Source organism: Streptomyces sp. SN-593, from assembly GCF_016756395.1.
Taxonomy (GTDB): domain Bacteria; phylum Actinomycetota; class Actinomycetes; order Streptomycetales; family Streptomycetaceae; genus Actinacidiphila; species Actinacidiphila reveromycinica.
Window position 1 is genome coordinate 948,069 of record NZ_AP018365.1, and the last position, 26,019, is coordinate 974,087.

23 protein-coding genes are annotated in these 26,019 nt (G+C 72.8%); 5 read left to right on the forward strand and 18 right to left on the reverse strand.

The window, feature by feature from the left end; translation table 11 throughout:
- Nucleotides 1–37 precede the first annotated feature (37 nt).
- Together hisS and RVR_RS03955 are read right to left on the reverse strand one after the other, a co-directional pair.
- The gene (gene hisS, locus RVR_RS03950) at nt 38–1,300 is read right to left on the reverse strand and encodes a histidine--tRNA ligase (RefSeq protein WP_202232510.1); all 1,263 of its coding nucleotides are present in this window, start codon (nt 1,298–1,300) and stop codon (nt 38–40) included.
- Nucleotides 1,301–1,311: 11 nt separating this feature from the next.
- Nucleotides 1,312–2,025, reverse strand: a complete 714-nt coding sequence (locus RVR_RS03955) for an MBL fold metallo-hydrolase (RefSeq protein WP_202232511.1) — start codon at nt 2,023–2,025, stop codon at nt 1,312–1,314.
- Nucleotides 2,026–2,293: 268 nt separating this feature from the next.
- On the opposite strand from RVR_RS03955, the gene RVR_RS03960 reads away from it, so the two are divergent.
- Complete coding sequence (locus RVR_RS03960; protein WP_202232512.1) at nt 2,294–3,145, forward strand: peptidylprolyl isomerase; 852 nt, start codon at nt 2,294–2,296, stop codon at nt 3,143–3,145.
- Between the two features lie 218 nt (nt 3,146–3,363).
- Nucleotides 3,364–4,590, forward strand: a complete 1,227-nt coding sequence (locus tag RVR_RS03965; RefSeq protein ID WP_202232513.1) for a DUF349 domain-containing protein — start codon at nt 3,364–3,366, stop codon at nt 4,588–4,590.
- 80 nt (nt 4,591–4,670) lie between these two features.
- Here the strand turns inward: RVR_RS03965 and RVR_RS03970 are convergent, their stop codons facing one another.
- From RVR_RS03970 to pgsA, 15 genes are all read right to left on the reverse strand, one after another.
- Complete coding sequence (locus tag RVR_RS03970) at nt 4,671–7,013, reverse strand: RelA/SpoT family protein (protein WP_237405226.1); 2,343 nt, start codon at nt 7,011–7,013, stop codon at nt 4,671–4,673.
- A gap of 467 nt (nt 7,014–7,480) precedes the next feature.
- A complete protein-coding gene (locus tag RVR_RS03975; protein ID WP_202232514.1) occupies nt 7,481–8,041 on the reverse strand; it encodes an adenine phosphoribosyltransferase in 561 nt (186 codons plus the stop codon).
- Nucleotides 8,042–8,216: 175 nt separating this feature from the next.
- A complete protein-coding gene (gene secF / locus RVR_RS03980; RefSeq protein ID WP_202232515.1) occupies nt 8,217–9,413 on the reverse strand; it encodes a protein translocase subunit SecF in 1,197 nt (398 codons plus the stop codon).
- Nucleotides 9,413–11,194 carry a protein translocase subunit SecD gene (gene secD, locus RVR_RS03985; RefSeq protein ID WP_202232516.1) on the reverse strand — a complete coding sequence of 594 codons (1,782 nt, stop codon included), beginning with the start codon at nt 11,192–11,194 and terminating at the stop codon, nt 9,413–9,415. Before secD ends, secF begins: the two co-directional genes overlap by 1 nt.
- Before the next feature lie 76 nt (nt 11,195–11,270).
- The gene (gene yajC, locus RVR_RS03990) at nt 11,271–11,783 is read right to left on the reverse strand and encodes a preprotein translocase subunit YajC (RefSeq protein ID WP_202232517.1); all 513 of its coding nucleotides are present in this window, start codon (nt 11,781–11,783) and stop codon (nt 11,271–11,273) included.
- Between the two features lie 164 nt (nt 11,784–11,947).
- On the reverse strand, nt 11,948–13,027 hold the full coding sequence (gene ruvB, locus RVR_RS03995) for a Holliday junction branch migration DNA helicase RuvB (protein ID WP_202232518.1): 1,080 nt from the start codon (nt 13,025–13,027) through the stop codon (nt 11,948–11,950).
- Nucleotides 13,028–13,097: 70 nt separating this feature from the next.
- Nucleotides 13,098–13,721, reverse strand: coding sequence for a Holliday junction branch migration protein RuvA (ruvA, locus tag RVR_RS04000; protein ID WP_202232519.1), 624 nt, complete (start codon nt 13,719–13,721; stop codon nt 13,098–13,100).
- Entirely contained in the window at nt 13,718–14,326 is a 609-nt protein-coding gene (ruvC, locus tag RVR_RS04005; RefSeq protein ID WP_202232520.1) for a crossover junction endodeoxyribonuclease RuvC, read from the reverse strand. The genes ruvA and ruvC overlap by 4 nt, the downstream gene beginning before the upstream one ends.
- 161 nt (nt 14,327–14,487) lie before the next feature.
- Complete coding sequence (locus RVR_RS04010) at nt 14,488–15,240, reverse strand: YebC/PmpR family DNA-binding transcriptional regulator (RefSeq protein WP_202232521.1); 753 nt, start codon at nt 15,238–15,240, stop codon at nt 14,488–14,490.
- Nucleotides 15,241–15,319: 79 nt separating this feature from the next.
- On the reverse strand, nt 15,320–15,913 hold the full coding sequence (pdxT, locus tag RVR_RS04015) for a pyridoxal 5'-phosphate synthase glutaminase subunit PdxT (protein WP_202232522.1): 594 nt from the start codon (nt 15,911–15,913) through the stop codon (nt 15,320–15,322).
- Nucleotides 15,914–15,920: 7 nt separating this feature from the next.
- Complete coding sequence (gene pdxS / locus RVR_RS04020) at nt 15,921–16,835, reverse strand: pyridoxal 5'-phosphate synthase lyase subunit PdxS (RefSeq protein ID WP_430393104.1); 915 nt, start codon at nt 16,833–16,835, stop codon at nt 15,921–15,923.
- Nucleotides 16,836–16,950: 115 nt separating this feature from the next.
- Entirely contained in the window at nt 16,951–17,454 is a 504-nt protein-coding gene (locus RVR_RS04025; RefSeq protein ID WP_202238369.1) for a LemA family protein, read from the reverse strand.
- Between the two features lie 195 nt (nt 17,455–17,649).
- Nucleotides 17,650–18,771 carry a glycosyltransferase family 4 protein gene (locus RVR_RS04030; protein ID WP_202232524.1) on the reverse strand — a complete coding sequence of 374 codons (1,122 nt, stop codon included), beginning with the start codon at nt 18,769–18,771 and terminating at the stop codon, nt 17,650–17,652.
- Nucleotides 18,768–19,835, reverse strand: coding sequence for a phosphatidylinositol mannoside acyltransferase (locus RVR_RS04035; protein ID WP_202232525.1), 1,068 nt, complete (start codon nt 19,833–19,835; stop codon nt 18,768–18,770). The genes RVR_RS04030 and RVR_RS04035 overlap by 4 nt, the downstream gene beginning before the upstream one ends.
- A complete protein-coding gene (pgsA, locus tag RVR_RS04040; protein WP_202232526.1) occupies nt 19,832–20,506 on the reverse strand; it encodes a phosphatidylinositol phosphate synthase in 675 nt (224 codons plus the stop codon). The genes RVR_RS04035 and pgsA overlap by 4 nt, the downstream gene beginning before the upstream one ends.
- A gap of 185 nt (nt 20,507–20,691) precedes the next feature.
- Here pgsA and RVR_RS04045 point away from each other — a divergent pair, with 185 nt between their 5' ends.
- Both RVR_RS04045 and RVR_RS04050 read left to right on the forward strand, forming a co-directional pair.
- Nucleotides 20,692–22,935 (forward strand): elongation factor G-like protein EF-G2, encoded by a 2,244-nt coding sequence (locus tag RVR_RS04045; protein ID WP_202232527.1) that lies wholly within the window; start codon nt 20,692–20,694, stop codon nt 22,933–22,935.
- 116 nt (nt 22,936–23,051) lie between these two features.
- On the forward strand, nt 23,052–24,701 hold the full coding sequence (locus tag RVR_RS04050; RefSeq protein WP_202232528.1) for a hypothetical protein: 1,650 nt from the start codon (nt 23,052–23,054) through the stop codon (nt 24,699–24,701).
- Nucleotides 24,702–24,714: 13 nt separating this feature from the next.
- Here the strand turns inward: RVR_RS04050 and RVR_RS04055 are convergent, their stop codons facing one another.
- Complete coding sequence (locus RVR_RS04055) at nt 24,715–25,272, reverse strand: HIT family protein (protein WP_202232529.1); 558 nt, start codon at nt 25,270–25,272, stop codon at nt 24,715–24,717.
- Between RVR_RS04055 and RVR_RS04060 the strand changes: the two genes are divergently transcribed.
- Nucleotides 25,273–25,998, forward strand: coding sequence for a potassium channel family protein (locus tag RVR_RS04060; protein ID WP_202232530.1), 726 nt, complete (start codon nt 25,273–25,275; stop codon nt 25,996–25,998). It abuts the gene before it with no gap.
- Nucleotides 25,999–26,019: the final 21 nt, after the last annotated feature.

Consider the following 26,019-nt stretch of genomic DNA (forward strand, 5'->3'; position numbering starts at 1 on the left):
GTGTAAGGTACGCCGCCCCGGTACACGTACGAGGGGTTCAAACCAGCCGTTCCTTGACGGTCTCGGCCACCTCGGCCAGCGCCACCGGGCCCTGCTCGCCGCTCGCCAGGTCCTTCACCTGCACGACCCCCTCGGCCAGGTCCCGCTCGCCCGCGACGATCGCCAGGCGCGCGCCGGAGCGGTCGGCGGACTTCATCGCGTTCTTGATGCCCTTGCCGCCGAACGCGAAGTCCGCCGCGACCCCGGCCCGCCGCAACTCGGTGACCAGGGCGAACAGCGTCCGCCGTGCCTGCTCTCCCAGCGGCACCGCGTACACGTCGGTGGCGGCGGGCAGGTCCAGTTCCACGCCCTCGGCCCGCAGCGCCAGCACCGTGCGGTCCACGCCCAGCGCCCAGCCGACCGACGGCAGCGACGGGCCGCCGATCATCTCCGACAGGCCGTCGTACCGGCCGCCGCCGCCGACCGCGGACTGGGAGCCGAGCGCGTCGTGGACGAACTCGAAGGTGGTACGGGTGTAGTAGTCCAGGCCCCGGACCAGCCGCGGGTCGTCCTCGTAGGCCACCCCGGCCGCGGTGAGCAGTTCGCGGACCTGCTCGTGGTAGTCCTTGCACGCCTCGCACAGGTGGTCGACGATGAGCGGCGCGTCGGCGAGTTGACGCTGCACCGCCTCGCGCTTGTCGTCCAGCACCCGCAGCGGGTTGATCTCGATCCGCTTGCGGGTGTCGTCGTCGAGGTCGAGGCCGCGCAGGAAGTCCTGGAGCGCGGCGCGGTAGACCGGGCGGCACTCCTTGTCGCCCAGCGAGTTGAGCAGCAGCCGGAAGTCGCGCAGGCCGAGCGAGCGGTACGCGTCGACCGCCAGGATCACCAGCTCGGCGTCCAGCACCGGGTCCTCCGCGCCGATCGCCTCGGCGCCCACCTGGGAGAAGTGCCGGTAGCGGCCGGCCTGCGGCCGCTCGTAGCGGTAGTAGGAGCCGGAGTACCAGAGCTTGACCGGCAGGTTGCCGGCCTTGTGCAGGTTCGCCTGGAGGGCGGCGCGCAGCACCGACGCGGTGCCCTCGGGGCGCAGCGCCAGTTCGGTGCCGCCCTTGGTGCTGAAGGCGTACATCTCCTTGGTGACGATGTCGGTGGACTCGCCGACACCGCGGGCGAACAGCTCGACGTGCTCGAAGCCGGGGGTCTCGACGTATCCGTACCCGGCGCGGCGGGCCGGGGCGGCGATCGCCTCGCGGACCGCCAGGAAGGCGGCGGAGTCGGGCGGCAGGAGGTCGTAGGTGCCCTTGGGGGCCTGGAACGTGCTCACGGCAGTGACAGTCACAATCCTCGTCGTGGAGCCGGGTCGTCGCCGGCTCCGTGGCCGCCGGCCACCTGGCCCAGGAAGGGGTTGGTGGCGCGCTCGCGGCCGATGGTCGTCTGGGGGCCGTGCCCGGAGAGCACCACCGTCGAGTCGTCGAGCGGCAGGCACACGCGGGCCAGCGACTCGTACAGCTCGGCGGTGTCGCCACCGGGCAGGTCGGTGCGTCCGACGGAGCCGGCGAACAGCAGGTCGCCCGAGAAGAAGACCGACGGGATGTCGGTGGTCTCGGGCAGCCGGTAGGTCACCGACCCCTTGGTATGGCCGGGCGCGTGCGCGACGCCGAACTCCAGACCGGCCAGCGCGAGTGTTTCGCCGTCGGCCAGCTCCCTGAGGTCGTCGGGCTCGCCGACGGTCAGGCCGGCCAGCAGCGGCGAGCCCACGGAGGCGCCGATCGCCTTCGCCGGGTCGTGGAGCATGTGCCGGTCGGCGGGGTGCAGCCAGGCCGGCACGTCGTGCGCGCCGCAGACCGGCAGCACCGAGGCGACGTGGTCGACGTGGCCGTGGCTGAGGATCACGGCCACGGGCTTGAGGCGGTGCTTGGCGAGGATGTCCTCGACGCCCTGGGTCGCGTCGACCCCCGGGTCGACGATGACGCACTCCTCGCCGGCGGCGGGCGCGACCACGTAGCAGTTCGTGCCCCACGCCCCGGCGGGGAACCCGGCAATGAGCACGTTCGTCCTTCTGTCGTCCGTGGTGGATGGCCCCGAGCCTACCGGCGAGCGGGGCGCGGCTGCGAACCCCTTTGTCGGCCGGTGCGCGGACTGGACGGCAGGTGCGGCGTGACGCGAAGATCTGCGGCACGTACATTCGCATACGGCAGCTTCGACACCGGCTGTGTCCTCCCCGATACAGCCGGCGCACAGGAAACATACAACGCAAAGCGTCGGTGCGCGGCACGGACGGACAACCGACGCCCAGACAGACGACGGAGACGGCGAAGTGACCACCAGAGATCAGCGGCGGCGCCAGCTCGCCCGGGACAAGTTCGCGCGCCAGCAGCAGCGCCGGGTCAGCGCGCAGCGCAAGGCGCGGGTGCGCAACTCGGCGATCGCCGTGGTGGTCGCCGTGGTGGTGGCCTCGCTCGGCGGCGCCTGGGCGGCCGGCGCGTTCGACGGCAGCAGCAAGAAGGACGACGCCGCCGCGGCCAGCCCGACGCCGTCCGCCGCCGCGACCACCAGCGCGGCTCCCAAGGGGCCGGACCCGTGCGAGAAGGCGGCGGCCGGCAAGCCGGGCACCAAGCAGTGGAAGACGGAGCCGGCGATGTCGATCGACAAGTCCGCCGACTACACCTTCGACCTCCAGACCACCTGCGGCGACATCTCGATCGCGCTGGAGACGGCCAAGGCCCCGCACACCGTCAACTCGTTCAAGTTCCTGTCCGACCAGGGCTACTTCGACCACACCAAGTGCCACCGGCTCACCACCACCGGCATCTACGTGCTCCAGTGCGGCGACCCGACCGGCCAGGGCTCCGGCGGTCCGGGCTACACCATCCCCGACGAGAACCTGACCGCGTTCGGCAAGGCCGACGCGACCTCCGGCTCGGTCACCTACCCCGCGGGCACCGTGGCGATGGCCAACACCGGCCAGGCGCACACCGGCGGCAGCCAGTTCTTCCTCGTCTACAAGGACAGCCCGCTGCCGCCCAGCTACACGCCGTTCGGCACCATCTCCAAGGCCGGCATGAAGGTGCTCGACAAGATCGCCGCCGACGGTGAGAGCACCGGCCAGGGCGACGGTGCGCCGAACGCCACCGTGGTGATCAACAAGGCGACCGTCAGCAAGTCCTGACCGCCGGCCGGGCCGCGCCCGCTGCCCCGCCATGATCGGACCGAGTCCTGATCGGTATCCGAATTCGCGATTGAGCGCGCATCGGATGCGGACAGCCGGGGCGCCGGTCGCCTATGTTGGCCGTTGGGACCGGTCAGGGCGTGCGGTCCGGCCGGAGAGACACTGTGGACGATGCCCGCCGGCGGTGACGTGGGTGGGCATCACATGAGGGAGGCGCTGTGAGCAGCGACCCGTGGGGCCGCGTCGACGAGACGGGGACCGTGTACGTGCGTACGGCCGACGGTGAGAAGGAGGTCGGTTCGTGGCAGGCGGGCTCCCCCGACGAGGCGCTCGCGTACTACGAGCGCAAGTACGAGGGTCTCGTCGTGGAGATCGGCCTCCTCGAACGGCGGGTGCAGACGACCGATCTGGCGCCCAAGGAGGCGCTGGCCGCGATCGAGCACCTGCGGACCTCGGTGACCGAGGCGCACGCGGTGGGCGACCTGGCGGCGCTGGGCACCCGGCTCGACGCGCTGGTGGCGCTCGTGGACACCCGGCGCGAGGAGCGCCGGGCGCAGCGGGCGAAGCAGAGCGAGGAGGCGCGGGGCGCCAAGGAGAAGCTGGTCGCCGAGGCCGAGGAGCTGGCCGAGAGCGAGCAGTGGCGCACCGCGGGTGAGCGGCTGCGGGCCCTGGTGGACACCTGGAAGGGTCTGCCGCGGCTGGACCGCAAAGCCGACGACGAGCTGTGGCACCGCTTCAGCCACGCCCGTTCGGTCTTCTCCAAGCGGCGCAAGGCGCACTTCGCGTCGCTGGACGCGCAGCGCGAGGAGGCCAGGCGGACCAAGGAGAAGCTGGTCACCGAGGCGCAGTCGTTGTCCGACTCGACGGACTGGGGGCCGACCGCGGCCCGCTACCGCGAGTTGATGACGGAGTGGAAGGCGGCCGGCCGCGCCCAGCGCGAGGCCGAGGACGACCTGTGGAACCGCTTCCGCGGTGCGCAGGACGTCTTCTTCGCCGCCCGTGGCGAGGTGTTCGCCGAGCGGGACAGCGAGCAGCGGGAGAACCTGGCCCGCAAGGAGGAGCTCGTCGTCGAGGCGGAGAAGCTGCTGCCGGTGTCCGACCTCAAGTCCGCGCGGGCGGCGTTCCGTTCGATCAACGAGCGGTGGGAGGCGATCGGCCACGTGCCGCGCGACGCCCGGCCGCGGATCGAGGGCCGCATGCACACCGTGGAGCGGGCCCTCCAGGAGTCCGAGGAAGCGGAGTGGCGGCGCACCAACCCGGAGGTCCGGGCCCGGGCGGCCGGCCTGACCGGCCAGTTGCAGGCCGCGGTCGACAAGCTGCGCGACCAGGTCGACGCGGCGCGCGCCGCGGGCAACAACGCGAAGGCCGACAAGCTGCAGTCCGAACTGGACGGCCGCCAGGCCCTCCTGGACGCGGCACTGAAGGGCCTGGGCGAGTTCCGCTGACGCCCGGCTGAACGGCCCCCCGCGCCCTTCGGGGCCGCCCTTCGGGGCGCGGGGGGCCGTTCGGCGTTCGCGGGGCCGTTTCAGCGCTGCTGGCGGCCTGAGGTCACGCGGTAGACGTCGTAGACGCCCTCGACGCCGCGCACCGCCTTCAGGACGTGGCCCAGGTGCTTGGGATCGCCCATCTCGAAGGTGAAGCGGGAGATCGCGACCCGGTCGCGGGAGGTCTGCACGGCCGCCGACAGGATGTTGACGTGCTGGTCGGACAGCACCCGGGTGACGTCGGACAGCAGCCGGGCCCGGTCCAGCGCCTCGACCTGGATGGCGACCAGGAAGACCGAGGACTGGGTGGGTGCCCACTCCACGTCGATGATCCGCTCGGGCTGCTGCGAGAGCGCCTCGACGTTGACGCAGTCGGCGCGGTGCACCGACACGCCGTTGCCCCGGGTGACGAAGCCGATGATCGGGTCGCCCGGGACCGGGGTACAGCAGCGGGAGAGCTTCACCCACACATCGCTCTCGCCCTTGACGATGACGCCCGGGTCCGCGTTCTTCCGCCGCTTGGTGCGGCCCTGGGTGGGCGTGGTGATCTCGGCGATGTCCTCGGTGGCGCCGTCCTCGCCGCCGAGCGCGTCGACCAGCTTCTGCACCACCGACTGCGCGGTGATGTGCCCCTCGCCGATCGCCGCGTACAGCGCGGAGATGTCGGGGTAGCGCATCTCGTGCGCGAGCGTGACCAGCGAGTCGCCGGTGAGCACCCGCTGGATCGGCAGGTTCTGCTTGCGCATCGCGCGGGCGATGGCCTCCTTGCCCTGCTCGACCGCCTCCTCGCGCCGCTCCTTGGAGAACCACGCGCGGATCTTGTTGCGCGCCCGGGGGGACTTGACGAAGCCCAGCCAGTCCTGGGACGGGCCGGCGCCGGCCGCCTTGGAGGTGAACACCTCCACGGTGTCGCCGTTGTCGAGGGTCGACTCCAGGGGCACCAGGCGCCCGTTGACGCGGGCGCCGATGGTGCGGTGGCCGACCTCGGTGTGCACCGCGTAGGCGAAGTCCACCGGGGTCGCGCCGGCCGGCAGCGCTATCACGTCGCCCTTGGGGGTGAAGACGAAGACCTCGCTCTGCGACAGGTCGAACCGCAGCGACTCCAGGAACTCGCCCGGGTCCTCGGTCTCCTTCTGCCAGTCGAGCAACTGGCGCAGCCACGCCATGTCGTTGACCGCGTCGTCCTTCTTGTCCGAACGCGGGCTGTCGGTGCGCACCTTGGAGGCGCCGGCCACCGCCTCCTGCTTGTACTTCCAGTGCGCGGCGATGCCGTACTCGGCGCGACGGTGCATGTCGAAGGTGCGGATCTGCAGCTCGACGGGCTTGCCGCTGGGGCCGATCACGGTGGTGTGCAGCGACTGGTACATGTTGAACTTCGGCATCGCGATGTAGTCCTTGAACCGGCCGGGGACCGGGTTCCATCGCGCGTGGATGGTGCCGAGCGCCGCGTAGCAGTCCCGGACGGTGTCGACGAGCACCCGGATGCCGACCAGGTCGTAGATCTCGGCGAAGTCCCGGCCGCGGACGATCATCTTCTGGTAGACGCTGTAGTAGTGCTTCGGGCGGCCGGTGACGGTCGCCTTGATCCGCGCGGCCCGCAGGTCCTGCTGCACCTGGTCGGTGACCACGGCCAGGTACTCGTCGCGCTTGGGGGCGCGCTCGGCGACGAGGCGGACGATCTCGTCGTACATCTTCGGGTAGAGGATCGCGAAGGCGAGGTCCTCCAGCTCCCACTTGATGGTGTTCATGCCCAGCCGGTGGGCCAGCGGGGCGTAGATCTCCAGGGTCTCGCGGGCCTTCTTCTCCTGCTTCTCCCGCTTGAGGTAGCGCATGGTGCGCATGTTGTGCAGGCGGTCGGCGAGCTTGATCACCAGGACCCGGGGGTCCTTGGCCATCGCGACGACCATCTTGCGCACCGTCTCGGCCTGCGCGGCCTCGCCGAACTTGACCTTGTCCAGCTTGGTGACGCCGTCGACGAGCAGGGCGACCTGGTCGCCGAAGTCGCGGCGCAACTGCTCCAGGCCGTAGTCGGTGTCCTCGACGGTGTCGTGGAGCAGCCCGGCCATCAGGGTCGCGGGGTCCATGCCCAGCTCGGCGAGGATGGTGGTGACCGCGAGCGGGTGGGTGATGTACGGATCGCCGCTCTTGCGCTTCTGGCCGCGGTGCCAGCGCTCGGCGACCTGGTAGGCGGCCTCGATCTGCCGAAGCTGCGCGCTGTCGCCCTTGGGGTCGTTCCCCCGGACGACCCGCAGCAGGGGTTCGAGCACCGGGTTGTACGCGCTGGAGCGCTGGACGCCGAGCCGGGCCAGCCGGGCGCGCACCCGGCTGGAGGACGCGCCGGGGCGGGTCGGCGCCACGCTCCCGGGGGTGCGCACCGGCCGCACGGCGGACGGGGTGGGCGCAGGGGCGGGGGCGGACGCGGGCTTCGGGGCGAGCGTGGCGCCGTCACGGGCGCCGGCGCCCTCCTGGGCCGTCTCCGCCGCTCCGGCGGGAGCGGGGGGCGGGGGCGTGGGCGCCGGGGCGCCGGCCGCAGGCGTGCCCTCCCGGCCGTCGGCCGGTCCTGTCTCCTGGGCGGTCCCGTCGGCGGCGTCGAGCGGCTGGGCCTGGTCTGGCAACGGCACTCCTCACGCGGTGGAAGTCCCATGGTAACGAGCGGCGGCGGCGGACGGGTGCGCGGCGGGGCAAGGCGGCCCCGCCGCGCTCGTGCCGGCGCGCGCCCCGGCGGCACGGCGCCCCCGGCCCCTGGGGGCCGGGCCCCGGTTCGGAGGCTCGGCGACCCGGCCCGGGGGCGGGCCCGAGGGCCGGCGGCTCGGCGTTCCGGCACCGGCTCCCGGGACGACGGCTACCCGGGTCAGACCACGACCAGCGCGTCCAGCGGGACGTCCTTCAGCACCGGGGCGAGCCGCTCCCGGCCGCCGAGCGCCTCCAGCTCCAGCAGCACCGCCACGCCGACGACGCTCGCGCCGGTGCGGCCGACGAGGTCGAGCGCGGCCTCCGCGGTGCCGCCGGTGGCGAGCACGTCGTCGATCACGATCACCCGGTCGCCGGGCCCGAAGGCGTCCGCGTGCACCTCGATCTCGGCGGTGCCGTACTCCAGCGCGTAGCCCTGCGCCAGGGTCGGGCCGGGCAGCTTGCCGGCCTTGCGGACGGGCACGAAGCCGAGCCGGGCACGGGCCGCGGCGGGTGCGGCCAGGATGAAGCCGCGGGCCTCCAGGCCGACGATCTTGGTGGCCGCGTGCCGCGTGCACAGGCCGGCGAGCGCGTCCACCAGGGCGTTGAACGCCACCGGGTCGGCGAGCAGCGGGGTGATGTCCTTGAACATCACCCCGGGCTGCGGGTAGTCGGCCACGTCGCGGATCCGGGACAGCAGCAGGTCCCGCAGCTCGGAGGAGGCGGCTTCCGTCGAGGTCATGGTGCTTCTTTCGGTACGGGTTCGGGTTCGGGTTCCGGCACGGACCGGGCCGGGGGCGGGACCGGCGGCCGGGATCAGGACCAGGGGCCGGGATCGGGGGCGGGACACGTGCCCGGCACGTGAAAACGCCCGCCGCCGCCCGGCGGAATGCTCCCGGGCGGCGGCGGGCGGTGGATCAGCGGCGCTTGCCGGAGGGGCGGTTGCGGCCGCGGCCGCCCCGGCTGGACGGCTGGTTGCGGGCCGGGCGGGCGGCCGAGTCGGTACTGCCGGTGCCGCGGGCGCGCGGGCCGACGACCGCGGGGGCGGCGCCGTCCTCGTCGTCCTCCAGGGCGGCGCCTTCGGCGTCCTCGGCGTCCTCGGGCTCGGACTCGCCGGCGGCGGCCCGGGCCTTCGCCTTCGCCGCCTCGGACGCGCGCTTGGCCAGCACCCGCTTGCGCAGCGACCTGATCTGCGGCTCGCGCTCCTTCAGCTCCGCCACGATCGGGGTGGCGATGAAGATCGAGGAGTACGCACCGGCGGTGAGGCCGACGAACAGCGCGAGCGCGATGTCGTTGAGCATCCCGGCGCCGAGGATGCCGCCGCCGATGAACAGCAGCGCGGCGACCGGCAGCAGCGCCACCACGGTGGTGTTGATCGACCGGACCAGGGTGCTGTTCAGGCTGCGGTTGGCGACCTCGCTGTAGGTCGAGGTGTTCTTCTTGGTGATGTCCTTGCTGGCTTCCTTCAGCCCGTCGAACACCACGACCGTGTCGTAGAGCGAGTAACCGAGGATGGTCAGCAGGCCGATCACCGTGCCCGGCGAGACCTCGAAGCCGACGATCGCGTAGACGCCGACGGTGATGGTGAGGTCGTGCAGCAGGGCGACGAGGGCGGCCAGCGCCATCCGCCACTCGAAGGCGATCGCGAGGTAGATGACCACCAGCACCAGGAAGATGATCAGACCTTCGAGTGCCTTGTGGGTGATCTCCTTGCCCCAGCTCGGGCCGACGATCTCGGCGTCGATCTTCGACGCCGGGATGTCCAGGTCCTGGGCGATCTCCTTCTGGACCTTCTTCGACTCGTCCGTGGACAGCCCGGCGACCTGGATGCGCATGCTGCCGTTGCCGAGCTTCTGCACGGTCGCGTCGCGGCCGTCGGTGTCCCCGGAGATCTTGTCCTGCACGTCGGAGACGGACAGCGACGTCTTCGGCGTGTTGAACACCGCGCCGCCGGAGAAGTCGATGCTCTCCTTCAGCCCGTTCACCACCAGGCCGACGATCGCGACGATCGTGACGAGGATGGAGATCGAGTACCAGATCTTCCGCTTGCCGACGAAGTCGTAGCTGACCTCGCCGCGGTGCAGCCGGTGACCGAGAGTGCCGAGCTTGGACATCAGGCTTCCTTCGTCTCGGAGGACTGGCGGCGGATACGGCGCAGCGGTGCCTTGACCCCGAGGCTCTCCGGGTTGAGGCCGGACCACTTGTGGCCCTTGGCGTAGAAGGCCCTGCGGGCGAGGATCGTCATCAGCGGCTTGGTGAACAGGAAGACCACGGCGACGTCGAGCAGGGTGGTCAGGCCGAGGGTGAAGGCGAAGCCCCGGACCTTGCCGACGGAGACGATGTACAGCACCGCGGCGGCGAGGAAGGACACGAAGTCCGACACCAGGATGGTGCGCCGGGCCCGGGGCCAGCCGCGGGCCACCGCGGGTTGCAGCGTCCTGCCGTCGCGCAGCTCGTCCCTGATCCGTTCGAAGAAGACGATGAACGAGTCGGCGGTGATACCGATGGCGACGATGGCGCCGCAGACCGCCGGCAGGTTCAGCGCGAATCCGACGGCCTCACCCAGCAGACACATGATCGTGTAGGTGAGCGCGGCGGAGACGACCAGGCTGAGCACCGCGACGAAGCTGAGGCCGCGGTAGTACGCCAGCAGGTAGATCACGACGAGCGCGAGGCCGACGGCGCCGGCGATCATGCCGCCGCGCAACTGCTCGCCGCCGAGGGCGGCGGAGACGGTGGTCTTGTCGGAGATGTTGAAGGCCAGCGGCAGCGAGCCGTACTTCAGCACGTTCGCCAGGTCGGTGGCGGACTGCTGGGTGAAGTCACCGGAGATCTGCGCGGTGCCGCCGGAGAGGGTCGAGGAGACCGAGGGGGCCGACACCACGTTGCCGTCGAGGTCGATCGCGAACTGGTTGTTCGGCGACGCCTGCGCGGCGAGGTTCTTGGTGACGTCGGTGAACTGCGAGGAGCCCTTGGAGTCGAAGCTGAGGTTGACCACCCAGCCGTTGCCGCTCTGGGTGTCGAAGACGGCGTCGGCGCTGGTGACGTGCTTGCCGTCGATCTCGGACGGGCCGAGCAGGTACTTCACCCACTGCTTGTCGACCTCACCGCAGGCGACCACGTTGTCGGTGGCCTTGGCGCCCTCGCTGGCCTTGGCCCGCTCGGCGGGCTTGGTGCAGTCGATGGCCGTGTACTTCGCCTGGAGGGCGGCGGACACGCCCGACGTGGGGTCGGTGGTGCTGGTGCCGCTGGTGTCGGTCGTGCTGGGCGTCGTCGCGGTGGCCGTGGGCGTCGGGGTCGGCGCCTTGTCCGTGCCCGACTTCAGGGCGTCGGTGACCGCGCGGCCCTGGCTCGTGGTGGAGGACGGGGTCGTGGTGGCCTTGGCCGAGCCGGAGGGCGTCGCGCTCGACGAGGACTTCGGGGTGGCGGAGCCGGACGGCGTGCTGGTGGCGCTGCCGGAGGGGGTCGGCGTGGCGGTCGGCGTCGGCGCGCCGTCACCGTCGGCGAGCACCTGCCGGAAGTAGAGCTGGGCGGTGGTGCCGACCTGCTGCTCGGCCTGGTCGGCGTTGGTGCTCTTGGGGATGTCGACGATGATGTTGTCGCTCCCCTGGGTCTGCACCTCCGCCTCGGAGACGCCCAGGCCGTTGACGCGGTTGTTGATGATGTCGACCGCGGTGTTCATGTTCGCCTTGGAGACGGCCTTGCCCTGGTCGGGCTTGGCGGTCAGCGTGATCTCCACGCCGCCGGCGAGGTCGATGCCGAGCCGCGGGGTCTTGTGGCCGGAGAGGAAGATCCCCCCGGTCAGCGCCACCAGAGCGACGAGGATCACGGCCAGGGCGCGTCCGGGGTACCCCTGGCTCCCCGAGGACCTGCGGCCCTTCTTGGCTGCTGCCACCTTGTTGTCTCTCCCTGTCCTTCCGTCCCCGGGCATGCGGGCCCGGGGACGGCCACGAGTGGATGAAGCCGGACGCTTACTTCGCGGCGGAGCCGTTCCGCTCCTTGGCGGACCCGTCCTCGACGGCGGGGGTGTCCTCGGCGGCGGGCTCGTCCTTCTCCGCGGCCGTGTCGGACTTGTCGAGGCTGATGTGCTCCTCGGCGCCGTCGGCGCCGTCCGTCACACCGTCGGCCGCCGCGGCGTCCCCCGCGCCCGCGTCGGCGCCGTCCTCGGCCTCGTCGTCGAGCCCGGCGGGCTCCTCGGGCTCGATGCCGTGCACGATCCGGTTGAACTCCTCCTCGGAGAGCACCGTGCCGATGGCCGACTTGGTGAAGTGCGCGTGGACGCCGTCCGTGATCTCCAGAAGGACGGTCTCCTCGTTCACCTCCTTCACCACGGCGTACATGCCACCGATGGTGCGCACGCCGGTGCCGGGCTCCATCTTGTTGCGCATCTCCATCGCCTGGCGCTGCTTGGTCTTCTGCGACCGGGTCATCATGAACATGACGCCGATGATCAGGATCAGGGGGAGGAGGATTCCGATGCTCACGGTGTGGACATTCCTTCGCACGGCCAACGTGGGGGATGGCCTGGATTTCGGGATGTGGGTGCCGATCCAGAGGAAGGGCGTCGGCGGAGTCTAAGCGCTGGCTCGCCGATGGAACAACGCCCAGCATTGCATGGGGGTTCCTGATCGTAGGAGTCTAGCCGAGCTCAGGCACCGAACAGGCCGGTCTGTCCGGGTCCGCCCTGACTCGTCCCGCCGCCCTGCGGGGGCGGCACGAGGCCCAGGTGGGACCAGGCCGCGGGCGTCGCCACCCGGCCCCTGGGCGTCCGGGCGAGCAGCCCCTCCCGCACCAGGAACGGTTCTGCGACCTCCTCGACGGTCTCCCGCTCCTCCCCCACCGCGACGGCGAGCGTGGACAGGCCGACCGGGCCGCCGCCGAAGAGCTTCAGCAGCGCGTGCAGCACCGCCCGGTCCAGCCGGTCCAGGCCGCGGGCGTCGACCTCGTAGACCTCCAGCGCCCGGGCGGCGGTCTCGCGGGTGACCGCGCCGTCGGCGCGCACCTGGGCGTAGTCGCGCACCCGGCGCAGCAGCCGGTTGGCGATGCGGGGGGTGCCGCGGGAGCGGCCGGCGATCTCGGCGGCTCCGTCGGTGTCGATCGCCACGTCCAGCAGGCCGGCCGAGCGGTGCACGACCCGCTCCAGCTCGGCGGGGGCGTAGAACTCCATGTGGCCGGTGAAGCCGAAGCGGTCGCGCAGCGGCGGCGGCAGCAGGCCGGCCCGGGTGGTGGCCCCGACCAGGGTGAAGGGCGGCAGCTCCAGCGGGATCGCGGTCGCGCCCGGGCCCTTGCCCACGATCACGTCGACCCGGAAGTCCTCCATCGCCATGTAGAGCATCTCCTCGGCCGGACGGGACATCCGGTGGATCTCGTCGAGGAAGAGCACCTCGCCCTCGGTGAGCGAGGAGAGGATGGCCGCGAGGTCGCCGGCGTGCTGGATGGCCGGGCCCGAGGTGATCCGGATCGGCGCCGACATCTCGGCGGCGATGATCATCGAAAGAGTGGTCTTGCCGAGTCCGGGTGCACCCGAGAGGAGTACGTGGTCGGCGGTGGCGCCCCGCTGGCGGGCGGCCTTGAGCACCAGGTCGAGCTGCTGGCGGACGCGCTCCTGGCCGATGAACTCGTCGAGTTCCTTGGGCCGCAGCGCCGCCTCGACCGCCTGGTCCTCGCGGTCGGCGGCCGACCCGACCAGCCGGTCGGGTGTGTCGGCGGGGGCGTCGTCCCAGTTCATGGCGGGTCTCTCGGGTCGGGCGGGCGGGTCGGGCGGGCGGCTCGGCGGGCGGGGGGCGCGGGGGCCGCGGTCAGCGGGTGCGGTTGAGCGTCTGGAGGGCCGCGCGCAGCAGGGTGCCGACGTTCGGCTCGGGGGCGGCCTCGGCCTGCGGGGTGACCGCGGTGACCGCCTCCTCCGCCTCGCGCGGGGCGTAGCCGAGCCCGACGAGCGCGGCCAGTAGCTGCTCGGACCAGGACGGCGGGGCCACTGCGCGGGGGCCCTGAGCCGGTGCGGCGGCGGCCTGGGCGCCCACCGGCGCGCCCAGCCGGTCCTTCAGCTCCAGCAGCAGCCGCTGGGCGCCCTTCTTGCCGATGCCGGGTACTGCGGTGAGCGCCTTCTCGTCCCCGGCCGCGACAGCGGCGCGCAGGGCGTCGGGACTGTGCACGGCCAGCATGGTCTGGGCCAGCCGCGGGCCGACCCCGCTGACGGTCTGGAGCAGCTCGAAGACCTGCCGCTCGTCGTCGTCGGCGAAGCCGTAGAGGGTCAGGGAGTCCTCCCGGACCACCAGGGAGGTGGCGAGCCGGGCCGGCTCGCCCAGCCGCAGGGCGGACAGGGTGCCGGGCGAGCACTGCACCGCCATGCCGATCCCGCCGACCTCGATGACCGCGGTGTCGGGGGCGAGCGCGGCGACCGGGCCGCTGACGAAGGCGATCACGCGGGGGGCTCCTGGGTGGGTACGGGCGGGCGGGGCGCGGCGCGCCGGGCTCCGGCGGCCTGCTGGAGGCGGGTGCCGGCCGCGGTCTGTCGCAGGCGGTTGCCGGCGACGGCCTGCTGGAGGCGGTTGGTGGCCGGGGAGCGCCAGATGTGGCAGATGGCCAGGGCGAGGGCGTCGGCGGCGTCGGCCGGCTTGGGCGGGGCGTCGAGTCGCAGCAGCCGGGTCACCATGGCGCCGACCTGCTCCTTCCCGGCCCGTCCGCTGCCGGTGACGGCCGCCTTCACCTCGCTGGGGGTGTGCAAGTGCACCGGCAGGCCGCGCCGCGCGGCGCAGAGGATGGCGACCGCGCTGGCCTGGGCGGTGCCCATCACGGTGCGGACGTTGTGCTGGCTGAAGACGCGCTCGACGGCGACGGCCTCGGGGCGGTGCTCGTCCAGCCACGCCTCCAGGCCGCGCTCGATCAGCACCAAACGGTGGCCGATCTCCGCGTCGGCGGGCGTGCGGATCACCCCGACGCCGGCCATCGCCAGCGCCCGTCCGGGCACGCCGTCCACCACGCCGACCCCGCACCGGGTCAGCCCCGGGTCCACGCCGAGCACCCGCATGCCGCCCCTTCCCGCGCGCGTCGCCGCGGTTGGCGGTCCTTCGCCAACCTGTTCGTGCAGGTTATCGGTTGGCACCGACAAACAGCGGAGGGGCCGGCGGGGTGTGTCCCCGGCCGGCCCCTCGCTGACGGCGCGTCAGGCGCGCCGGGAGCGGTGACGCGTCAGGCGTCGACCTTCTCCATGACCTCGTCGGAGACGTCGAAGTTGGCGAAGACGTTCTGCACGTCGTCGCTGTCCTCCAGGGCGTCGATCAGCTTGAAGATCCGGCGGGCCCCGTCCTCGTCCAACTCGACCTGCATGGTGGGCAGGAAGTTGGCGTCGGCGGAGTCGTAGTCGATGCCGGCGTCCTGGAGGGCCTTGCGCACCGGCACCAGGTCGGTCGCCTCGCTGATCACCTCGAAGGACTCGCCGAGGTCGTTGACCTCCTCGGCGCCTGCGTCCAGGACCGCGCCGAGCACGTCGTCCTCGCCCAGCTCGCCCTTGGGGACGATCACCACGCCCTTGCGGTTGAACAGGTACGACACCGACCCGGGGTCGGCCATCGAGCCGCCGTTGCGGGTCATCGCCACCCGCACGTCGGAGGCGGCGCGGTTGCGGTTGTCGGTCAGGCACTCGATGAGGACGGCGACGCCGTTCGGCCCGTAGCCCTCGTACATGATCGTCTGGTAGTCGGCGCCGCCGGCCTCCAGGCCCGCGCCGCGCTTGACCGCGCTGTCGATGTTCTTGTTCGGGACCGAGCTCTTCTTCGCCTTCTGGATGGCGTCGAAGAGGGTGGGGTTGCCGTCCGGGTCGGCGCCGCCGGTGCGCGCCGCGACCTCGATGTTCTTGATCAGCTTCGCGAAGAGCTTGCCGCGCTTGGCATCGATCACGGCCTTCTTGTGCTTCGTCGTAGCCCATTTAGAGTGGCCGGACATCCGACAGTCTCCTTCGCGTCACCAGTGCTGTTCTACGTCGCGTGTTCGTCGTCGCGCGCTCGATCCTACCGGGATACGGTCAGCTCCCCGCGCGCACGGCGGACACGAAGAGTTCATGCACCCGGTGGTCGCCGGTCAGCTCCGGATGGAACGAGGTGGCCAGCACGTTTCCCTGCCGTACCGCGACGATGTGGCCGTCGTACTCGGCGAGCACCTCGGTGCTCGCGCCGACCGACTCCACCCAGGGCGCGCGGATGAAGACGCCCTCGACGGGCCCGCCGGGCACGCCGCGCACGTCGACGAACGCCTCGAAGGACTCGTTCTGCCGGCCGAAGGCGTTGCGGCGCACGATCATGTCGATGCCGCCGAACGTCTCCTGCCCGGATCGCGGGTCGAGGATCTTGTCGGCGAGCATGATCAGGCCGGCGCAGGTGCCGTAGACCGGCAGCCCGGCGCGGATCGCGGCGCGCAGCGGTTCGGTGAGCCCGAACAGCGCGGCGAGCTTGGAGATCGTGGTGGACTCGCCGCCGGGTATCACCAGGCCGTCCAGCGCGGCCAGTTCCTCGGGGCGCCGGACCGCCGTGGCCGCGGCGTCCGCCGCGGCCAGGGCCGTCAGGTGCTCTCGGACGTCGCCCTGGAGGGCCAGGACGCCGATGGTGGGAGAACTCGTCATCGTCGCCTTACCAGCCGCGGTTGGCGTAGTGCTCGGACTCCGGCAGCGTGTCGATGTTGATGCCGACCATCGCCTCGCCGAGGTTCCGGGAGGAGTCCGCGATGACCTTCGGGTCGTCGAAGAAGGTGGTGGCGCGGACGATGGCCGCGGCGCGCTTGGCCGGGTCGCCGGACTTGAAGATGCCGGAGCCGACGAAGACGCCCTCGGCGCCGAGCTGGCGCATCAGCGCGGCGTCGGCCGGGGTGGCCACGCCGCCTGCGGAGAAGAGCACCACCGGCAGCTTGCCGAGTTCGGCGACCTCGCGGACCAGCTCGTACGGCGCGCGCAGCTCCTTGGCGGCGGCGAACAGCTCGTTGTTGTCCAGGCCGCGCAGGCGGGAGATCTCGCCCTTGATCTGCCGCAGGTGGCGGACGGCCTCGACCACGTTGCCGGTGCCGGCCTCGCCCTTGGAGCGGATCATCGCGGCGCCCTCGGCGATCCGCCGCAGCGCCTCGCCGAGGTTGGTGGCGCCGCACACGAACGGGGTGGTGAAGGCCCACTTGTCGGAGTGGTTGACCTCGTCAGCGGGGGTCAGCACCTCCGACTCGTCGATGTAGTCCACGCCGAGCGACTGGAGCACCTGGGCCTCGACGAAGTGGCCGATCCGGGACTTGGCCATCACCGGGATCGACACGGCGCCGATGATGCCGTCGATCATGTCCGGGTCGGACATGCGGGCCACGCCGCCGTCCTTGCGGATGTCGGCGGGCACCCGCTCCAGCGCCATGACGGCGACCGCGCCGGCGTCCTCGGCGATCCGCGCCTGCTCGGGCGTGACGACGTCCATGATCACGCCGCCCTTGAGCTGCTCGGCCATGCCGCGCTTGACGCGGGCGGTGCCGGTCTCGGGGGACGCTGCTGGGGACGGGGAAGCGGTGGACACGGTTGACCTCACTCCTGGCGGGTGGACTTGCGAACTGGCGTGCTCCTTCATCGTCCGGCGGCGCGTGGACCGGCGGAAAGGGCCAATTCGGCGCAGGTGGCTCCCCCGGACACGCCTACCCGGCGGTGGCGCCGTCGGCGGTGAGCACCGCCGGCGGTTCGTCGTCCATCTCGAAGGCGAGCGGGAACGGGGCGTGGCCGGCCAGGCGCAGCCAGCGCACCAGCCGGTGCCGGCGCAGCGCCCGCGCGGCGCGCACCGCGTCGTTGTGGAAGCGCCGGGCCATCGGCACCCTGCGCACCGCCCGGGTCAGCTCGCCGACGATGTCCGTGCCGCCGGGCGCGGCCTGCACCTCGGCGACCGCGTCGGGCTCGGCGAACACCGCGCGCAGCGCCTGGCTCAGCTCGCTCTCGGCGACCTCGCGCTGGTCCGGCTCGGCCTGGCGGGCGGCGTGGGCGGCCTCGTAGAGCACGATGGAGGCGGCCGGGTCGAGCACGCCCGAGGTCGCCAGTTCCTGGGCGACCGAGGCGCGGCGCAGCAGTTGGGCGTCCAGGGCGGCGCGGGCGGCGTCGATCCGGGCGTGCAGGCGGTCCAGCCGGCCGGCGGTCCAGCTCAGGTACATCCCGAGCAGGATCAGTGCGGCGACGACGCAAATCACGGTGGTCACCGCGGCACCCTATTCCCCCGGGCCGCCGCGGTCCGGCGCGACGGGCCTCGCGGTGGACGGCCGGGCGACCGCGCGGTCGCCCGCACTCCCCATGAGTGCGGCCGGCCGCGCGGTCGCCCGCACTCATGGGGACGGACGTGCCCCGCGCGGTCAGGGCGCCGGACGGACGGCCTCCGCGCCGGCCGTGACGGTCTCGTAGACCGAGAGGATCTCCGCGGCCACCACGGACCAGTCGAACCGGCGGACGTGGGCGGACGCGCGGGTGCGCAGCTCCTCGCGGCGGGCGGCGTCGCCGAGCACGCGGACCGCGGCGGCCGCCAGCGCGTCGGCGTCGCCGTTCGGGAACAGCTCCCCCGCGCTGCCCTGCCCGAGCACCTGCGCGAAGGCGTCGAGGTCGGCGGCGAGCACCGCGGCCCCCGCGGACATCGCCTCCACCAGGATGATCCCGAAGCTCTCGCCGCCGAGGTTGGGCGCGACGTAGAGGTCCACGCTGCGCAGCAGCCGCGCCTTGTCCTCGTCGCTGACCATCCCCAGGAACTCGACCCGGTCGTGGAGCGCGGCCGGCAGCGGCTCCAGGGCCTCGCGCTGGTCGCCGCGTCCGGCCACCAGGAGCCGCGCGCCGGGCCGCTCCGCGACGATGCCGGGCAGCGCCCGCATCAGGACCTGCAACCCCTTGCGGGGCTCGTCGATGCGCCCGATGAACCCGATCGTGTCCCCCTGCCACTGCGGCTTCGGCTCCGCGGCGGCGAAGAAGCCGACGTCCACGCCGTTGGGGATGACGACCGCGTCGCCGCCCAGGTGCTCGACCAGGGTGCGCCGGGCGTACTCGCTGACCGCGATCCGGGCGCTGATCTTCTCCAGCGCGGGCTGGAGGATCGGGTAGGCCGCGATCATCGCGCGGGAGCGGGGGTTGGAGGTGTGGAAGGTCGCCACGATCGGGCCGCGGGCCGCCCAGCAGGCGAGCAGCCCGAGCGAGGGCGAGGTGGGTTCGTGGATGTGGATGACGTCGAAGCCGCCGTCGTGCAGCCAGCGGCGGACCCGCGCGGCCGACAGGAAGCCGAAGTTCAGCCGCGCCACGGAGCCGTTGTAGGGCACGGGCACCGCCCGGCCCGCGGAGACCGCGTACGGCGGCAGCGGTGTCCCGTCGTCGGCCGGGGCGAGCACCGAGACGTGGTGCCCGAGCGCGATGAGGTGCTCGGCGAGGTCGCGGATGTGGTACTGGACGCCGCCGGGGACGTCCCAGGAGTACGGGCAGACGATCCCGATCCTCACGTTCGCTCCGTCTTCGGGGGCTCGTTCGGGGTGGGGCCGGGCGGCGGCTGCTCCGCCCCCACGGTGCCGTCCGGCGGCTGCTCCGCCCCCGCGGGGCTGTCCGGCGGCTCGGCGGCGGGAGTCCCGGGCGGCTCGGGCGCGGCGGGGGCGGGCGGCGGCTGCGCCCCGGTGCCCGGGCGCTGCGGCAGGTCGCTCAGCCAGAGGCGTTGCAGCATGTGCCAGTCCTGCGGGTGCTCCGCGATGCCGGACGCGTACGTGTTCGCCAGTACCTGGGTCATCACCGCCGTGCGGCTCGCGCGGTCGCCGTCGGCGGGCACCTCGACCGGGGGGTGCACCTTGCCCTGCATGACCGGCGACCCGTCGTACCAGAGGGTGACCGGCAGCAGCAGCGCGCCGGTCTGCTGGGCGAGCATCGCCGGGCCGGCCGGCATCCGGGTTTTCTCGCCGAAGAAGTCGACCTCAACCCCGCTGCTGGACAGGTCGCGGTCGGCGACCAGGCAGACCAGGCCGCCCGCGCGCAGCCGCCGCGCGAGGGTGCCGAACGCGGAGCCGCCGGTGTGCGGCAGGACCTCCATGCCCAGGCTCTCGCGGTAGGCCACGAACCGGTCGTAGAGGGTCTCCGGCTTGAGGCGCTCGGCGACCGTGGTGAACGGCGTCTCCAGCTTGGTGGTGACCCAGGCGCCGGCGAGGTCGTAGTTGCCCATGTGCGGGAGCGCGAGGATGACCCCGCGGCCCGCGGCGAGGCCGTCGGTCAGCCAGTGCACGTCCTGCGGGGCGAAGCCGGAGCGGACGCGGTCCTCGCTCCAGGCCGGCAGCCGGAAGGACTCCATCCAGTACCGCAAGTAGGAGCGCATGCCCTGCCGGGACAGTTCGCGCAGCCGGTCGGGGCCCGCGCCGGGGACCACGCGGGCCAGGTTCGCCTCCAGCCGCCGCACGCCGGTGCCGCGCTGCCGCCACGCCGCGTCGGCGATGGTCCGGCCCAGCGCCCTGGCCGCCGGTTCCGGCAGCGTCTTCACCGCGCTCCAGCCGAGCCCGTACAGGCCGTCGGTGAGGCGTTCCCTCACACTCCGCTCCCTTGGCTGACCGCCCGCTCGGCGGCCTCCGCGTCGGCCTCGGCGGCCTCCCGGCGCACCGTGACGACCCGCTGGATCAGGGTGACGAGGCTGCCGACGGCGACGACCCACAGCGCGATCGGCAGCAGCCACTGGATGCCGGGCACGCCGAAGGTGCGGTGGAAGCCGGACAGGCCGCACAGCACCAGCGTGATCACCAGGCGCTCGGAGCGCTCGACCAGGCCGTTGACCGCGACCTTGAGGCCGATCGCCTCGCCGCGCGCCTTGGTGTAGGAGACCACCTGGCCGCTGGCGAGGCAGAAGATGGTGACCGCGCACAGTACGAGGTCGTCGCCGCGGCCGGCGTACCAGAGCGCCAGGCCGCCGAAGACGGCGCCGTCGGCGACGCGGTCCAGGGTGGAGTCCAGGAACGCGCCCCAGCGGCTGGAGCGGCCGGACTGCCGGGCCATGTTGCCGTCGACCAGGTCCGAGAAGACGAACAGGGTGATGACGACGGTGCCCCAGAAGAACTCGCCCCTGGGGTAGAAGGCCAGGGCGCCAACGACGACACCCGCGGTGCCGATCAGGGTCACCGTGTCCGGCGACACCCCCTTGCGCAGGAGGAATCCGGCGAACGGCGTGAGAACACGCGTGAAGAACGCACGCGCGTACTTGTTCAGCATGGCCTTCCCGACAGGTCGGTGGGGTTCGGAACGGGAACGGGCTGCTCGCGGGTCCCCGCACACGGCAGCCGGAGCGGCTGCCGGAGGGCCCATCGTAGCCAGACCGGGCCCCAGGTGCCCGGACGGGCGTACCGTCGGAGGGGAACTGTACGCACCCGCGGAGCGAACCCCGGGAGGCGGGACGCATGAGTGGTGGCGGTAGGAAGGACGCGGCACCAGGGGCCGCCGGAGACGTACCGGCGGCGGCCGCCGGCGGGAGCCGCCCGCAGGAGGTGCGCAACGTGGTCCTGGTCGGCCACAGCGGCGCGGGCAAGACCACCTTGGTGGAGGCGCTGGCCCTGGCGACGGGAGCCGTCGGCCGGGCGGGGCGGGTGGAGGACGGCGGCTCGCTCTCCGACCGCGACGGGATCGAGCGGCGCCAGCAGCGCTCCGTCCAGTTGTCCCTGGTGCCGGTGGAGTGGGGCGGGGTCCGGATCAACCTCCTGGACACCCCCGGGTACGCCGACTTCGTCGGGGAGTTGAGGGCCGGTCTGCGGGCGGCGGACGCGGCCCTCTTCGTCGTCTCGGCCGCGCAGGACGGCGAGGGGATCGGCGGCGCGACCCGCATGGTGTGGGACGAGTGCGCCGCGGTCGGCATGCCGCGCGCGGTGGTGGTCACGCACCTGGAGTCCGCGCGGGCCGGCTTCGAGGAGACGGCCGCGCAGTGCGCGCGGGAGCTGGGCGGCGACGACCCGGACGCGGTGCTGCCGCTGTACCTGCCGGTGCGCGGCCCGGCGGGACCCGACGGCCACGCCCCGGTCACCGGCCTGGTCGGGCTGCTCACCGGCCGGGTCCACGACTACTCCTCCGGCGAGCGGGTGGAGGCCGACCCGGATCCGGCGACCGCCGCGCGGCTGGCCGGGGCCCGCGACCGGCTGGTCGAGGGGATCATCGCCGAGAGCGAGGACGAGACGCTGATGGACCGCTACCTCGGCGGCGAGGCCCTCGACACCGGCACGCTCCTCGCGGACCTGGAGCGGGCCGTGGCCCGCGGCGGCTTCCACCCGGTGCTGGCCGCCGCGCCCGCCGCCGAGGGCGCCCGCCAGGGACTGGGCACCGTGGAACTGCTGGAGCTGGTCACCCGGGGGTTCCCCACCCCGCTGGAGCGCGCCGCACCGCCGGTCACCGATCCCGAGGGGCACCCCCGGCCGGCGCTGGCCTGCGACCCGGACGGCCCGCTGGCCGCCGAGGTGGTCAGGACGGCCTCCGACCCGTACGTCGGCCGGCTGAGCCTGGTGCGGGTCTTCTCCGGCACGCTGCGGCCCGACGAGACGGTGCACGTGTCCGGGCACGGCCTGCGCGACCGCGGCCACGAGGACCACGACGTGGACGAGCGGGTGGGCGCGCTGTCGTCGCCGTCCGGCCGGCAGCAGCGCCCGGTGCCGTCCGCGTCCGCCGGCGACCTGGTGTGCGTGGCGCGGCTGGCCCGGGCCGAGACCGGCGACACGCTCTCCGACCCGGACCACCCGCTGCTGATGGCGCCGTGGCGGATGCCCGACCCGCTGCTGCCGGTCGCGATCGAGGCGCACGGCAACGCCGACGAGGACAAGTTCTCCCAGGGCCTGGCCCGGCTGGTGGCCGAGGACCCCACCATGCGGCTGGAGCAGAACCCCGACACCCACCAGGTGGTGCTGTGGTGCATGGGAGAGGCGCACGCCGAGGTGGCGCTGGAGCGGCTGCGCGGCCGCTACGGGGTGCGGGTCGACGCGGTCGAGCACCGGGTGCCGCTGCGCGAGACGTTCGGCCGGGCCGTGAGCGCCCGCGGCCGGCACGTGAAGCAGTCCGGCGGGCACGGCCAGTTCGCGATCTGCGACATCGAGGTGGAGCCGCTGCCGGCGGGCTCGGGCGTCGAGTTCGTCGACAGGGTGGTCGGCGGGGCGGTGCCGCGCCAGTTCGTCCCGTCGGTCGAGAAGGGCGTGCGCGCGCAGGCCGAGCGCGGGGTGACCGCCGGCATCCCGCTGGTCGACGTCCGGGTCACGCTCACGGACGGCAAGGCGCACTCGGTGGACTCCTCCGACGCCGCCTTCCAGACCGCGGGCGCGCTGGCGCTGCGCGAGGCGGCCGCCGGGTGCGGCATCCGGCTGCTCGAACCGGTCGACGAGGTCGGGGTGCTGGTGCCGGACGCCTACGTCGGCCCGGTGATGAGCGACCTGTCCGGCCGGCGCGGCCGCGTGCTCGGCGCCGAACCGGCGGGCGCGGGCCGCTCGTTGGTGCGCGCCGAGGTGCCGGAGACCGAGATCGGCCGGTACGCCGTGGAACTGCGCTCCCTGTCGCACGGCACCGGCCGGTTCAGCCGCCACTATGCCCGCCATGAGCCGATGCCCACACAACTCGCGGCGAAAATGCACCACTTGGAGGGAGCGGAAGAGCAGACCGCGCGCGCCAGGTGACCCCCCGCCGGTAATGTGGTGAGTGCTCCGAACGTGTGATGCGGCCCGGTACGGGGAAAGGGCCGGTCGGAGCCGGTTCCGTGCAGGGTGCGGTCGGATGGCGAGTGGGGGCTGCGGTGACAGACGGGTTCGACTTCAGCCCGGGAGCGCAGGTCCCGCTCCTGGGCACCGACGGGGAGACGGCGGCCACGCAGGCGCTCGCCTCCGCCGCGTACCGGGACTCCTCGATGCAGGACCTGATCGGCATCAGCGACGGGGCTAAGGTCACCCCGCCCCGGCTGTCGCTGTTCGAGCCGAACCTCGGCGAGGCGTTCGCCCGCGCCGTCCAGGTCCGGATGCTCGGCGCCGCGCGCGGCGAGCTCGTCCAGTCCTTCGGCATCGAGCCGCAGACCGTCGTCGAGCACTGCCTGGCCGCCACCCGGATCCGGCAGGAGCGCGACAACCAGCTCAGCATCGTGATGGGCGTGTGCGGGGTGCTCTTCCTGCCCGGCACCCTGCTGTGGCTCGGCGCCTTCCAGCTACGCCGCTCGCTGGCCGGGCTGAAGGCGAAGGGCAACCGGGCCGGCGTGCTGGGCGGCGCGGTGCTCGCGGTCGCCGCCCTCCTGGCGGTCCTGCTGGCCATCAAGCCGCCCTTCAGCGGTTTCTGGCGGGAGTACTTCCGGGTGATGATGGTCGTACCGGTGATCGGCTGGTACCTCGCCCGCCGGATCTGCGAGCGCACCGCCAAGGACCTGCGGGCCCGCTGGGGTGACCTGGCCGGCGGCTCCGTGATCGGCGCGAAGATCCCCGAGGCGGTGCCCCGCAACCCCAACCAGCTCCGGGCGGAGACCCTGCGGCAGAGCCTGGCGAAGCTCGCCGCCGAGCAGAACAGCAACGTCGTCTTCTACGCCGGCCCCAAGGGGATACTCGGCATGGGCAGCCGCTGGGGTAGCTGGCAGATGGCCGAGGAGCTCGTCCCCCGCGAGGACATGAAGGAGATCAACCCGTTCCGAAGCTGGGACGTGGTCCGGGCGATCCACGACCGGCTGCGCATGCTGGAGCGCGGCCCCCTGCACACCGGCGGCTTCCCGAAGCCCTCGATACGGCACTGGGTGGTCGCACCGATCGGCGAGGGCGCCGGCAGCATCTCCCGCCCCACCGGCACCGAGGTCGAGGCGTACACCGTCAAGGACTTCGAGGTCCAGCGGATCTGCAACAACCAGCAGTTCGGCAAGGGCAACCGGCACTACCTGGGCGTGCAGTTCGTGCTGTGGGACGGCAACCTCGTCATCACCCTCATGGTCACCGTGACGGTGCTCGCGCAGACCCTGCGGGTCGAGGTCACCGGCTACGCCCTCGGCCCGATCAAGGGGCTGTTCACCTCGAAGCCGTCGGCGCCGAGCAAGACGGTCAGCAAGCAGGTGAAGTTCTGGGAGACCAAGACGATCTCGCTGCCGATCGTCACCCCCACCGAGGTGGTCCGCCTCGCCGTCCGCGCCCCCCTGACCCGCTTCCCGTCGATCCTCGACCACCTCGGCGGCGCCCTGAAGCTGCCCGAGCCGTTCGGGCTGCGCCACACCTGGGCCGACAAGCCCTGGCAGCACCGCTTCATGGCCGACGACGCGCTGCGCGCCGCCACGCCCGTGCTGCGCGCGGTGCACGCCGCCGCGATCCAGGTGATGGACGAGAACGGCGTGGACATCAGCCAGTTCACCAGCCGCTCCATGGCGCTGAGCGGCATGGTCCAGGCGGTCGAGCCGAAGAAGGCGGACGCCTACGACGCGTGAGCCCCCCTCGGGCTCAGCTCGGCCAGGCCTCCGCCAGGATCTTGCGGGTGTCCGCCAGCAGTTGCGGCAGCACCTTCGTGTTGCCGACCACCGGCATGAAGTTCACGTCCCCGCCCCAGCGGGGCACCACGTGCTGGTGCAGGTGCGCCGCGATGCCCGCGCCCGCCACGTCCCCCTGGTTCATCCCGATGTTGAACCCCTGCGCGCCCGACGCGGAGCGCAGCGCGGCCATCGCCTGCTTCGTCAGCAGCGCGACCTCCGCCGTCTCGCCCTCGTCCAGCTCCGTGTAGTCCGCGACGTGCCGGTAGGGCACGAGCATCAGGTGCCCGCTGTTGTACGGGTAGAGGTTGAGCACGGCGTACGCCCGCTCGCCGCGCGCGACGACCAGCCCGTCCTCGTCGGACTTCGAGGGGATCACGCAGAAGGGACACCCGTCGCCCGCGCCGGGCCCGGTCGGCTTGTTCTCGCCCTGGATGTACGCCATCCGATGCGGAGTCCACAGCCGCTGGAACGCGTCCGGACCTCCCGCCCCACCGCGCTGCTCCGGCTCACTCGTCATGCCGTTCAGCATATGGCCATCCCCTCGCCCCGCGTGTCGCCGGGGCCGTCCCGGGCCGGGGCCCGCGATCCTGGCGGAATGGCCGCCGACCCCCGCCTCGCCCGCTGGGAGGACCGCAGCGAACTGCCCCTCTTCGCCGTGGGTCTCCTCTTCCTGACCGCGTACGCCGTGCACGTGCTGGCCCGCGGGATGCCCCCGCAGGGGCACGACGCGTGCCTGGCCGTGGTCTACGGCGCCTGGGCGGTGTTCCTCGTCGACTACCTGGTGCGCTGGCGGCTGGGTCCGGACCGCTCGCTGGCGGTGCATGTGCGCCACCACCTGCTGGACACGGTCGTCCTGGTCCTGCCGCTGCTGCGCCCGCTGCGCTTCGTCGACACCTACCAGGCGGTGCAGCAGCGCCGGGAAGCACCGCGGCTGAACCTGTACGCGCGGGTGATCTCGTACACCGGCATCACCGCGGCCCTGCTCGGCTTCTCGGCGGCGCTGGCGGTGTACCAGGCGGAGCGCAACGCGCCCGGCTCGTCCATCCGCACCTTCGGCGACTCGGTGTGGTGGATGTGCTCGACCCTCACCACGGTCGGCTACGGGGACGCCACCCCGGTCACGGCGCTCGGCCGCACCATCGCGGTGGGGCTGATGGTGTGCGGTGTGGCGCTGCTGGGCGCGGTGACCGGCTCGTTCTCCTCGTGGCTGGTGCAGGTCTTCGCCCGGGAGGGCGAGCGGCCCCCGGTCCGCTGAACCGCGGCGGACCGGGGGCCG